This window comes from Haemophilus parainfluenzae, assembly GCF_014931375.1.
Taxonomy (GTDB): Bacteria; Pseudomonadota; Gammaproteobacteria; order Enterobacterales; family Pasteurellaceae; genus Haemophilus_D.
In genome coordinates, this window is record NZ_CP063117.1 from 1,239,511 (window position 1) to 1,252,326 (window position 12,816).

Sequence of the window (12,816 nt, forward strand, 5' to 3'; positions counted from 1 at the left end):
AAAAAATAGCTGACATAAGAACCCTGTTTTTTAAGGGCGATATAAATAGCAGAACTTCACCTATTTAGCAAATAAATTTAGCTTAGAAATTTCAAATTTGCGATCGTGATCGCAAAAAACAGTATGTTTATTTGCTTATCTGTGAGGTTAAGGCTAGTTTGCCTTACTTTCTCGCTATAAATCATACTTAACATGAAAATCACGCTATTTCAGCTGTGCATGATGCTCATTGTCTCAGCCTTATCCTTGCTTGTTGTGCCAGATTTTTTACTGGTCACTTGGCAACAGGCAGGGTTGAGCATTTTAATGTTGGTTATGACCGCACTTTGTTTCCATTGGTTCAATTATTTTAAAGCCAGAAATTTTTGCATGAGCACTATCTTGTTTGTGATTACTTTGGCTTATGCGCATTCACCAGCTTTATCGTTATTGGGACAAGCAGAGAGAATTTCAAGTTTACCGAATAAAATCACTTTAGATCTTCACATTTCAGAAATTCTTCATCAGCAAGATTATCAAACATTGGTTGCAATAACGTCTTTATTTGATGGAAAAGCACAACAAATTTTTATTAATTGGAAAGCGCTAGAAAAGCCACAACTAGGCGAAGTTTGGCGAGCAGATGTAAAGCTTCGTCCTATTTCGGCGAGATTAAATCATGGAGGATTTGATCGACAGCAATGGTATTTTTCCAAAAGAATTATTGCCGTAGGGAATGTGAAAAGTGCGGTCAAAATTGGAGACGATTTTTCTTTCCGCACACATTTTTTACAGAATAGCCTCAAGCAGACGGAAGGTCTTTCTTTACAAGGTTTACTTATCGCATTGGCATTTGGCGAGCGGGCTTGGCTGGATAATAAAACGTGGCTGATTTACCAACAAACGAATACAGCACATTTAATTGCTATTTCAGGGTTACATATCGGTTTAGCAATGGGGATAGGCTTTTTCTTTGCTCGATTATTGCAAATACTCTTACCAACACGCTTTATTTCGCCATGGTTTCCGCTTTGCTTTGGCGTGTTGATTGCCTTAGGTTACGCCTATTTAGCCGGATTTAGTTTACCGACATTTCGTGCAATGATGGCATTGCTTTTTATTGCCATCCTTCAATGTTCTCGACGATACTACGCGCCTTCGCAAATGCTGTGTTTGGTAGTGGCATTTTTGTTGTTTTGCGATCCGCTTATGCCACTTTCGGTGAGCTTTTGGCTTTCAGTTGGTGCTGTTACCTGTTTGATTGTATGGTACCGATATGTTCCCTTATCAATAATAGAGTGGCAACATAAAAAATTATCCAGCAAAGTGCGGTGGATTTTTGGCTTGTTTCATTTGCAGCTTGGGCTGCTGGTTTTATTTACGCCCATTCAGCTTTTCTTTTTTAATGGTTTGGCATTAAATGGGTTCTTAGCAAATTTAATTGCTGTGCCCTTGTATAGTTTCTTACTTGTGCCATTGATTCTCTTTGCTGTATTAACCCATGGTGCATTTTCTTCTTGGCATCTTGCAAATGTGATTGCTCAAGGTATTACACAATGCCTCAGTTTTTTCCAAGGCTCGTATGTTCCGATTTCGATTAATTTATCTCTTATTCTGACCGCACTTTTAAGCCTTGTTTTTGGCGGAGTGTTATATGGATTGTATTTTGCATCTCAAGGGAAAACAAAAAATACACTGTTAAAATCGAGTCGATTTTTCACGTTAAACAGCACAAAAATCTTATCACCAGAAGAGTATAAACAAGCGCTTCGTAGTGTCATTTTTATTTTTTGTTTTTGTATTGGCACGCTTGGGTATCGATATATCACGAAACCCAAATGGCAGTTAGATACGTTAGATGTGGGACAAGGTTTAGCAACATTAATTGTGAAAGAGAGGAAAGGTGTGTTGTATGACACTGGCCCCGCTTGGCAGAGTGGAATAGGTAGCTCTTCTATGGCGGAATTAGAAATATTGCCTTATCTTCAACGAGAAGGTATTGAACTTGAAACCTTGATTTTAAGCCATGATGATAACGATCATTCAGGCGGCGCTAAAGCGATTTTAGCCGCCTATCCAGAGATTGAACTGATTACACCTTCTCGTAAAAACTATGGCGAAATGCACCGCACTTTTTGTCTTCAGGGGAAACAATGGCAGTGGCGAGGGCTTGATTTTAAAGTTCTTTCACCAACGCAAATAACAGATAGGGCGGAGAATCCCCAATCTTGCGTGATTTTATTCACGGATGGACAGTATCAGATTCTGTTAACCGGTGATGCGGATGTGGCAACAGAAAGATCTTTTGCTGAAAACCTCGGCAAAATTAACGTGTTACAGGTAGGACATCATGGTAGTAAAACTTCAACTGGAGAAATTTTACTAGCACAGACAAAACCGGATATAGCCTTAATTTCAAGTGGACGATGGAATGCGTGGAATTTTCCTCATCCAACCGTGATTGAACGATTAAATCGTTATCAAAGTGCGGTCGAAAATACGGCTATTTCAGGTCATATAAGGTTAAATTTTACTGAAAAGGGCATTGAAATTGAAAAGGCGAGAGGAGATTTTTTACCTTGGTTTGTCCGTGTAATTGGATTATCCACAAAATAACAGGTACAATGCAGCCAATTTTTTTAAGATAACATGATGTAAGACAAGCTATGCAAGATAAAGATTTTTCAACTACACAAACTTTTAAGCGTTTATGGCCGATGATTTCACCTTTTAAATCAGGTTTGTTAGTCGCTGCCTTTGCTTTAATTTTTAATGCTTTGGCTGATTCAGGTTTGATTTATCTGCTTAAGCCTTTGCTCGATGACGGTTTTGGTAAAGCCGATCATTCTTTCTTGAAAATGATGGCGTTTGTTGTAGTTGGCATGATTATATTGCGTGGTGTGACTAACTTTATTTCTAGCTATTGCTTGGCGTGGGTATCCGGTAAAGTAGTGATGATTATGCGCCGCCGTTTGTTTAAACATTTAATGTTTATGCCAGTGAGCTTTTTTGATCGTAATTCAACAGGCAAATTGCTTTCTCGTATTACCTATGATTCAGAAATGATAGCGAACTCTTCATCTAGCTCATTAGTGACGATTGTTCGCGAAGGAGCCTATTTAATTTCGTTGCTTGTTGTGATGCTCTATACCAGTTGGGAATTAACACTTGTACTTTTCGTGATTGGCCCGATTATTGCAGTGCTGATTCGCATGGTGTCTAAGATTTTTCGTAAGCTCAGTAAAAATATGCAAGACTCTATGGGGGAATTAACCTCTGCAACGGAACAAATGCTGAAAGGGCATAAAGTGGTACTTTCTTTTGGTGGGCAATTAGTGGAAGAAGAGCGTTTCGATAAAGTCAGTAACGATATGCGTCGTAAAGGTATGAAGATGGTGACTGCCGATGCGATTTCAGATCCTGTTGTGCAAGTGATTGCCTCTTTAGCGTTAGCTGCGGTACTTTATTTGGCGACCACGCCTTTAATTGCTGATCATAATTTAACAGCGGGTTCTTTTACGGTGGTTTTTTCTTCCATGTTAGCGATGATGCGTCCGTTAAAATCTTTGACGAATGTGAACTCACAATTCCAACGCGGTATGGCGGCTTGTCAGACATTATTTGCGATCTTAGATTTGGAAACAGAGAAAGATAATGGCACGTATAAAGCCGAACCCGCAAAAGGTGATTTAGAATTTAAAAATGTGAGTTTTGCTTATGATGGTAAGGAAGAAAAAGCCTTAAATAATATCTCTTTCTATGTGCCCGCAGGCAAAACTGTGGCATTAGTGGGGCGCTCAGGTTCGGGGAAATCAACGATTGCCAATTTGGTGACGCGTTTCTACGATATTGACGAAGGCGAGATTTTATTAGATGGCGTGAGAATTCAAGATTATCGTTTATCTAATTTACGTGAGAATTGCTCTGTTGTTTCTCAACAAGTGCATTTATTTAACGATACGATTGCCAATAATATTGCTTACGCAGCAGAAAATAAATACACGCGTGAAGAAATTATCGAAGCAGCAAAAGCAGCTTATGCCCTAGAGTTTATCGAGAAACTTCCACAAGGTTTTGATACCGTTATTGGTGAGAATGGTGCAACTCTTTCAGGTGGTCAACGTCAGCGTTTAGCGATTGCTCGTGCATTACTACGTAATTCACCAGTTTTAATTTTAGATGAAGCCACATCGGCATTAGATACAGAATCTGAACGAGCGATTCAGTCTGCATTAGAAGAGCTGAAAAAAGATCGTACAGTATTGGTGATTGCCCATCGTTTATCAACCATTGAAAATGCCGATGAAATCTTAGTCATTGAACACGGTGAAATTAAAGAGCGTGGTACACATCAAGATTTATTAGCGCTTGATGGTGCGTATAAACAATTACACAGTATGCAGTTTAGCGGCTAAAATAATAAGGGCGAACCAATGTGTTCGCCCAAAATCAATATAGGATAAATGAAATGCCTTTTTGGTACTCTAATTCAAAGCTTGCTTGGTTGCTTCTTCCTTTTTCACTGCTATTTTGGTTGATTAGCCAAATTCGCCGAGCACTATTTTCTCTGAATATCTTATCCTCTTATAAATCCCCGAAACCAGTCATTATTGTCGGCAATCTTTCTGTTGGTGGAAATGGTAAAACCCCTGTTGTTGTCTGGTTAGTTGAAGAGTTGCAAAAACAAGGATTGCGTGTAGGCGTGATTTCTCGTGGCTATGGTAGCCAATCTAAAACCTATCCTTTACTTGTTACACCAGAAACAGATCCCGTTCAAGGTGGCGATGAACCTGTTTTAATTGCCAAAAGAACAGGTGTGCCTGTTGTGATCTCACCGAATCGTCAACAAGCTATTGAATTACTTTTGAAAACACAGGATTGCGATCTGATTATTTCGGATGATGGATTACAACATTATAAGTTGCAACGTGACATTGAAATTGTTGTGATGGACGCAGAACGCGCTTTAGGGAACGGATTTGTGCTACCAGCAGGGCCTTTGCGTGAATTGCCAAGTCGTTTAAAAAATGTGGACTTTGTGATTACTAATGGCGGAAAAAATGCTTATTCTGATGCCATAATGCAATTGGTTCCTCATTACGCAATTAATTTAGTGACGGCAGAAAAACGCTTGTTAAGTGAATTTACTCAAGGTTCAGCCATCGCAGGAATTGGCAATCCTCAACGTTTTTTTACGATGTTGGAAAATTTAAATATTCGTTTAGAAAATACGAAAGCTTTTCAAGATCATCAACATTTTGAGCCGCAATTATTAGAAAAACTCGCTGAAAACCAACCGCTCTTTATGACCGAAAAGGACGCAGTAAAATGCCAAGCTTTTGCTAAAGAGAATTGGTGGTATGTTCCAGTTGATGCGGAGATTGTTGAGGCTGAAAACCAAGGTCAAAAACTTCCACAATTGTGGGAAAAAATCCGTCATTTAGTTTAACTCTATTCGAGTGAAATATGCGTGAGAAACTTAATCCTCGATTATTAGAAGTGATCGCTTGCCCGCGGTGTTTGGCAAGATTGAAATACGATCAAGAAAATCAACGGTTCATTTGCCCTTTTGAGCAAGTGGCGTATCCTATTGAACACGGCGTGCCGATTTTGTTGGCAGAAAAAGCCGAAACATTGAAAGAATAAGGAATACTTATGTCATTTACAGTTATTATCCCTGCTCGTTTTGCATCGAGTCGCTTACCTGGTAAACCTTTAGCGGATATTGCCGGTAAACCCATGATTCAACATGTTTTTGAGAAAGCTCAACAATCAGGTGCGAGCCGAGTAATTATTGCCACAGATAACGAACAAGTTGAAAAGGCAGCAAAAGCTTTTGGGGCAGAAGTGTGTATGACATCAGAAGCGCATAATTCTGGTACAGAGCGTTTAGCAGAAGTGGTAACTAAGCTTGGTATTGCTGATGATGAAATTATTGTAAACATTCAAGGGGATGAGCCGTTAATTCCGCCTGTTATTGTGAGTCAAGTGGCAGAGAATTTAGCAAAATTTAACGTGAATATGGCAACGCTTGCGGTAAAAATTCATGAAGCGGAAGAGTTATTTAATCCAAATGCCGTGAAAGTCGTTACGGATAAAGATGGCTATGTGTTGTATTTTTCCCGTTCAGTAATCCCTTACGATCGTGATCAATTTATGCAATTAGAGGATATCTCAAAGGCACAACTTGCAGATGTGTATCTTCGCCATATTGGTATTTATGCTTACCGTGCGGGCTTTATTAAACAATATGTGCAATGGGCACCAACGCAGTTAGAAAACTTAGAGAAGTTAGAGCAACTCCGTGTATTGTGGTATGGTGAGCGTATTCACGTGGAATTGGCTAAAGAAGTCCCTGCTGTTGGTGTGGATACAGCAGAAGATTTAGAAAAAGTGCGGTCAATTTTGGCATAGTTTTTACTGATGTTTGATTCCAAGAAGTTTCTCTCAGACGTTTCTCATGAACCTGGTGTTTATCGTATGTATGACGATAAAGATCAGGTTATTTATGTGGGCAAAGCGAAAGATCTCAAAAAGCGACTTTCCAGCTATTTCCGCAAAAACTTAAGCAGCAAAAAAACAGAAGCCTTAGTGTCGTCAATTCATCATATCGACACAACCATTACGTCTTCTGAAACAGAAGCGTTATTGCTTGAGCATAACTTTATTAAACTTTATCAGCCTCGTTATAACGTATTATTGCGAGATGATAAATCCTATCCTTTTATTTTACTGACGAAAGAACGTCATCCTCGTATTACTTCTTATCGCGGAACGAAAAAAATTGCAGGCGAATATTTCGGCCCTTATCCTCATGCGGGGGCAGTGCGTGAAACCTTGTCGTTAATGCAAAAATTATTCCCTGTTCGTCAATGTGAAAATTCGGTTTATAACAATCGTTCCCGTCCTTGTTTGCAATATCAAATCGGACGTTGCTCAGCACCTTGTGTGCCAGGTTATGTGACAGATGAAGAATATAACCAACAAGTGGAATTAGCGCGATTATTTTTGCAAGGAAAAGATCAGCAAGTATTAGATTACCTCATTGGCAAAATGGAACAGGCGAGCCGAGACTTGGATTTTGAAGGGGCGGCACGCTATCGTGATCAAATTCAAGCCGTTCGTGCAGTTATCGAAAAACAATTCGTATCCAATGAACGTTTGGACGATATGGATATTATGTCTATTGCGTATCAGCATGGTTTAGCTTGTGTTCAGGTGATGTTTATTCGTCAAGGTAAAGTATTAGGCAATCGTAGTTATTTTCCAAAAGTGCCTGCTAATACTGATTTATCTGAATTAACGGCGACGTTTGTTGGGCAGTTTTATTTGCAAGGTCATCAGGGCAGAAGTATTCCTAATAGTATTATTGTGGATCATAAATTAGATGAAAAAGCTGAGCTTGAGTCCTTATTAACTGAACAAGCCGGTCGAAAAGTAGTGATACAAGAATCCGCTAAAGGCGATAAAGGTAAATATCTACAACTAGCACAGATTAATGCTAAAGCGGCTTTAGCGACTCAACTTAAACAATCTTCCCGAATGCACGAACGTTATCAAGCCCTTTGCGAATTGCTCGATATGCCTGAAATTAAACGTATGGAATGTTTTGATATTAGCCATACGATGGGAAATCAAACCGTGGCATCTTGCGTGGTATTTAATCAAGAAGGCCCACTGAAATCAGATTATCGCCGTTTTAATATTGAAGGCATTACAGGTGGTGATGACTATGCAGCGATGGAGCAAGCCTTAAAGAAACGTTACGATCGTGATCTTGATGAAGATAAAATTCCCGATATTATTTTTATTGATGGTGGTAAAGGGCAGCTTAATCGTGCCTTAGAGGTTTTTCATCACCTCAACGTAAAATGGGATAAAAATCGACCGCACTTAATTGGTGTAGCAAAAGGAGTGGATCGTCGAGCAGGACAAGAGGTGTTGATTATCAGCAAACAAGATCGTGAAATCCATTTGCCGGATGATAGCCTTGCACTGCATTTAATCCAACATATTCGAGATGAAAGCCATAATCATGCAATTAGCGGCCATCGTCAAAAACGCCAAAAAGCCTTTACCCAAAGTGGATTGGAAACCATTGAAGGGGTAGGCGCTAAACGACGCCAAGCCTTGTTGAAATATTTAGGTGGATTACAAGGTGTCAAAAATGCCACATTGGATGAAATCGCCTCTGTACCCGGTATTTCTAAAGCGTTAGCGGAAAAGATTTTCGAGACCTTAAAAAGTTAGGAAAAATCTTGATTTTCTACGCGAACTGTCTATTATTTCAACCTTTCGGATTTTATATAGGAATATATTATGTTTGAATGGCTTGTTGATCCCGAAGCATGGATTTCATTGCTTACTTTGACCGCACTTGAAATCGTCTTGGGTATCGATAACATTATTTTTATTAGTATTTTAGTGGGACGTTTACCCGCAAATCAACGTCAATCTGGTCGTATTATCGGCCTTGGATTAGCGATGATTACCCGTATTTTACTTCTAGTTTCCCTTTCTTGGATGATGAAATTAACGGAGCCGTTGTTCACGTTAGTCGGTCAGGAAATTTCGGGTCGAGATTTGATTTTATTCCTTGGAGGCTTATTCCTAATAGTGAAAAGTACAGGCGAAATTAAAGAAGCGATGCATCCTGAAGCACATCATGAAGAAGAGAATAACAAGAAGAAAGTCAGCTATTTGGGCGTGTTAATCCAAATTGCAATTTTAGATATTGTATTTTCTTTAGATTCAGTGATCACCGCGGTAGGGATGGCAAATCACCTTCCTGTGATGATCTTGGCAATTATGATTGCAGTTGGTGTGATGATGTTTGCCGCGAAACCAATTGGTGATTTTGTAGATACTCATCCAACATTGAAGATTTTAGCCTTAGCCTTCTTAATTTTAGTGGGCGTAAGTTTAATTGCAGAAAGCTTAGATATTCATATTCCGAAAGGCTACATTTACTTTGCTATGGGCTTCTCTGCAGTGGTGGAAATGCTCAACATCAAGATGCGAAAATCACTTGGACATTAATTATATAAAAAGGGCGGAACAATGTGTTCCGCCTTTTTTAATCATTATAGAACACGCCTTTTCCATATAAATACAGGGTGACTTGTTCTCCAATTTGGTAATGATTAATGAGATCTTCATTAAGATTAAATTCATAACCGCCGACATCAATACAAAGATTAATAGCGCGTCCTCTCGATTCAATCCGTTTAATCTCACCTTTAAAAGACGCAGTCGGATCTTGGATTTTTTTTGCAAGAGAGAATTGCTCAGGGCGGAATAAAACCTTCCCTTGCGTATGACCATTTCCTTTATTTTCGACAGCGACCTCACCTAATTGACAGGTCGCGATAGCATCATTTTTTAATGTTGTAGGGAAAATAATACTTTCTCCGATAAATGTGGCGATGGATAAATGCTGCGGTGACCAATACAGTGTTTTAGGTGTCGCAATTTGGAGGATTCTTCCTTCTTGAATCACCGCAATTTTATCTGCATAACAGAGCGCTTCATCACGATCATGGGTCACAAATATAGCGGATGAGCCACTTTCTCTTAATACTTGTAACATATCGTAACGAATTTGATTTCTTAGATGCTCATCTAATGCACTGAATGGCTCATCAAACAGGATGAGTTCAGGGCTTGGTGCGAGGGCTCGAGCAAGTGCAACACGCTGTTGTTGCCCGCCTGAAAGCTGATGAGGAAAACGATCAGCTAAGCTGCTAATGCCGGTTAGTTTCATTACTTCCTGTATGCGTTGTTTTTCCGCCTCTGTTTTTCCTTTGCCATCTCCTAAGCCATAAGCAATGTTGCGGTAAACATTTAAATGGGGGAATAACACACCTTCTTGTACCACATAACCTAATTTGCGCTGTTGGGTTGGCACATTGATATTGTCGTTAAAAATAGGTTGATTTTTTAACCAAATCTCACCGCTTGTTGGTTGTTCAAAACCAGCAATGCTACGCAATAAGGTGGTTTTCCCACAACCAGATGCACCAAGAAGAAACAAAATTTCACCTTTCTCTAATTGTAGCGAGATATTGTGTAAAACCTGTTGTCCATTAAAGGATTTATTCAAATTTTTAATATCGAGTAATGTTGTCATTTTATCTTTTCGTTATTTAAAACCGTATCGTTTCAGTAAAAATACAGGAATCCCGGAAAATAGCACTAACATAATGGCATAAGGCGTGGCTGCCGCATATTGTGCATCGGATGTATATTCCCACACTGCGGTTGAAAGCGTTTTAATATCATTCGGTGTGAGTAATAGGGTTGCGGTGAGCTCTTTCATTAAGTTTAAAAAAACTAAAGCAAATGCGGCAGCAATTCCAGGTAACATAGCGGGGATGACTAAGGTACGGAAAATATAAAAGTTGCTACGGCCTAAACTTTGTCCCACCTTTTCGATGTTATCAGACATCTGTTCAAGCGATCCTCGTAAGGTCGTTTGTGCCATTGGAAGATAAAGCATAAAGTAGGCGACCACAACCATAGCAAAGGTTTGATAAAGGGAATACGCATAGTTGATGGTAAAGAAAACTAACGATAATGCGATCACGAGCCCTGGTACTGCATGAAGTAGATAAGGGATGCGATCAAGCCAAATCGTCAATTTACTGCGATAGCGTACTGCCGCCCATACTAATGGTAAGGCACAAATAACGGTAAGCGCAGCACCCAGTGTTGATATGGTGAGTGAGTTTGTGAAAGCGGTAAAAAATTCCCCAAAATCGACCGCACTTTCAATGGAATTTCCTACTTTTAGCCAATAAATCAGCATGGTAATCGGCACTCCAATACTGAGCACAAAAATGGTTGTAAAGAAACTCACGACTAAAATTTGTTTTCCAACAGAGAGCGTTTTTAATGGATAGGGGCGTATTACGCCTTTGCCGCTTTGATAGAGTGTTTGTGTGCCTCTAAAACGAATTTCGCCCATCACCACAAGGATACAAATGACCATTAACACACCAGAAAGTAAGGCAGCGGTATTGTTATTAAAGGCCATTTCATATTCTTGGAAAATGGCGGTGGTGAAAGTTTGGTAATTTAAAATGGATACCGCACCGAACTCCACTAACATATGAAGGGCAATTAATAATACGCTACTGCCGATAGCGGGTTTGAGTTGCGGGAAAATCGCATGCCAAAATGTGTAAGCCTGGCTTTTCGCCAGTGAAAGACTCACTTCTTCTAAAGATCGGTCGAGTCTTTTTAAAGTTGCTGCCACAGGAAGATAAGCGAGTGGGAAAGAACTCAGCGTCATAATGCCGATAGTTCCCCATAAGCCCTCTACTCTAAAGGTGAGACTGATCCAGGTAAAACAGCTGACAAAGGCAGGAATACAAAGCGGAAGCGTCATGGCAACTTGGAAAAAGCCTTTTCCACAAAAGCGATAACGTTCTAATAAAAACGCACATAGTGTGCCGAGAATAATGGCAAAAAGCGTGACAAATACCATTAAAAGTAGGGTATTACTGAGCAGTTCCCACATTCTTGGGCGCCAAAGTAATTCAATGCTGCGAGCTAATCCAACATCTGCAGCTCGTTCAATAACATACAAAAAAGGGAGTAATAATGGCAAACTAATCAGCACGATTAAGGCAACAAGCCAGCGAGGAGGGCGATTAGACACAAAAAATCCTTTGAAAGTATTAGTGTAGAGTAAATAACAGAAGGGCGTGTATTACACGCCCTATATTGCATAGCATAGCAAATTAAACTTATTTCAAACCAGCTTCTTCAATAAGTTTGTTTGCATTGTCTTTGTCTTCAGAAGTGGTTGCCGAAACAACAGGCGCTTCTAATTTTGCATAAGGTTCCATGTTAAATGGAGAAACCACATCGGTACGAAGTGGGTATTCTGCACGTACTGAAACAAACGCTTCTTGTCCTTCTTTACTTGCTAAGAAATCAACGAATTTTTTCGCTTCTTCTTTATTTTTAGAACCTTTTAATACAGCTGCACCAGAATAGGTCACTAATGCACCTGGATCTTGATGACGAATGAAGTAAAGACGTGTTTTGAGGTTATCAGCACCTTTTTCTTTTGCAAGTGCATACCAGTAATAGTTGTTAATTAACGCTGCTGGTACTTCGCCATTTTCAACGGCTTGAAGGGCAACGCTGTTTTTTGCATAAAGTTTACCGTTTTCTTTCAAACCTTTTAACCATTTAAGTGCCGCATCTTTACCTTTTAATTTAGTAATCGCAACAACTTGCTCTAAGAATGCACCTGAAGTCGGAACATAACCAATTTTGTCTTTCCATTTTGGTGTTGCATAATCTAACACGGATTTTTCCATGTCTTTTTCAGATAATTTGGTGTGATCATAAACCACAACACGAGAACGGCCGCTTAATGCGATCCAGTCTTTTTTCGGTGCAACAGGCACACCTTTGTGTGCAGTTTGTTTAATGGTGTCTGCTGAAAGCGGTTCTAACAAACCCGCATCAGAGAGTGCTGCGAAAGGTGCAGTTTGTTCGGAATAGAATACATCTGCAGGGGTTTTATCTCCCTCTTCTTTCAATTGGCCCGCAAGTTGATCGCTTTTCGCACTGTTTAAGGTCACTTTAATGCCCGTTGCTTTTGTAAACGCATCGGCAACGGCTTTTGCACCTTCTTTATGTTGTCCGTTGTAAACGGTAATATCTGCAGAAGCGAAGCCTGCAAATGCCATTAAGCCGGTAAGGGCTGCAATTTGGAAATGCTTAATTTTCATGAAAACTCCTTTATGTGATTGGACAAATTGTCCATTTTTCTAAAAATAAGAATCGTCCCATTCTAATAATCTATAATAGATAATGCAA

10 protein-coding genes are annotated in these 12,816 nt (G+C 39.6%); 7 read left to right on the forward strand and 3 right to left on the reverse strand.

Annotated elements, in window-relative coordinates:
- Positions 1–192: 192 nt before the first annotated feature.
- The 7 genes from INP95_RS06120 to INP95_RS06150 all read left to right on the forward strand — a co-directional run bounded on the left by INP95_RS06120 (position 193) and on the right by INP95_RS06150 (position 9,018).
- Entirely contained in the window at positions 193–2,595 is a 2,403-nt protein-coding gene (locus tag INP95_RS06120) for a DNA internalization-related competence protein ComEC/Rec2 (RefSeq protein WP_197560335.1), read from the forward strand.
- A gap of 50 nt (positions 2,596–2,645) precedes the next feature.
- Entirely contained in the window at positions 2,646–4,394 is a 1,749-nt protein-coding gene (msbA, locus tag INP95_RS06125; protein ID WP_070591245.1) for a lipid A ABC transporter ATP-binding protein/permease MsbA, read from the forward strand.
- Between the two features lie 53 nt (positions 4,395–4,447).
- Positions 4,448–5,428, forward strand: a complete 981-nt coding sequence (gene lpxK, locus INP95_RS06130; RefSeq protein WP_197560336.1) for a tetraacyldisaccharide 4'-kinase — start codon at positions 4,448–4,450, stop codon at positions 5,426–5,428.
- Between the two features lie 17 nt (positions 5,429–5,445).
- The gene (locus INP95_RS06135) at positions 5,446–5,625 is read left to right on the forward strand and encodes a Trm112 family protein (protein WP_197560337.1); all 180 of its coding nucleotides are present in this window, start codon (positions 5,446–5,448) and stop codon (positions 5,623–5,625) included.
- A gap of 9 nt (positions 5,626–5,634) precedes the next feature.
- Entirely contained in the window at positions 5,635–6,393 is a 759-nt protein-coding gene (kdsB, locus tag INP95_RS06140) for a 3-deoxy-manno-octulosonate cytidylyltransferase (protein ID WP_197560338.1), read from the forward strand.
- Between the two features lie 9 nt (positions 6,394–6,402).
- On the forward strand, positions 6,403–8,229 hold the full coding sequence (gene uvrC, locus INP95_RS06145) for an excinuclease ABC subunit UvrC (protein WP_197560339.1): 1,827 nt from the start codon (positions 6,403–6,405) through the stop codon (positions 8,227–8,229).
- 69 nt (positions 8,230–8,298) lie between these two features.
- Complete coding sequence (locus tag INP95_RS06150) at positions 8,299–9,018, forward strand: TerC family protein (RefSeq protein WP_014065115.1); 720 nt, start codon at positions 8,299–8,301, stop codon at positions 9,016–9,018.
- Positions 9,019–9,055: 37 nt separating this feature from the next.
- Here INP95_RS06150 and INP95_RS06155 read toward each other — a convergent pair whose 3' ends face one another.
- The 3 genes from INP95_RS06155 to INP95_RS06165 all read right to left on the reverse strand — a co-directional run bounded on the left by INP95_RS06155 (position 9,056) and on the right by INP95_RS06165 (position 12,728).
- Positions 9,056–10,108: an ABC transporter ATP-binding protein gene (locus INP95_RS06155; RefSeq protein WP_070591231.1), complete on the reverse strand. Its 1,053-nt coding sequence runs from the start codon at positions 10,106–10,108 to the stop codon at positions 9,056–9,058.
- A 12-nt stretch (positions 10,109–10,120) separates the two neighbouring features.
- Positions 10,121–11,641: an ABC transporter permease gene (locus INP95_RS06160; protein ID WP_070591229.1), complete on the reverse strand. Its 1,521-nt coding sequence runs from the start codon at positions 11,639–11,641 to the stop codon at positions 10,121–10,123.
- A gap of 88 nt (positions 11,642–11,729) precedes the next feature.
- Entirely contained in the window at positions 11,730–12,728 is a 999-nt protein-coding gene (locus tag INP95_RS06165) for an iron ABC transporter substrate-binding protein (protein WP_049365385.1), read from the reverse strand.
- Positions 12,729–12,816 lie beyond the last annotated feature (88 nt).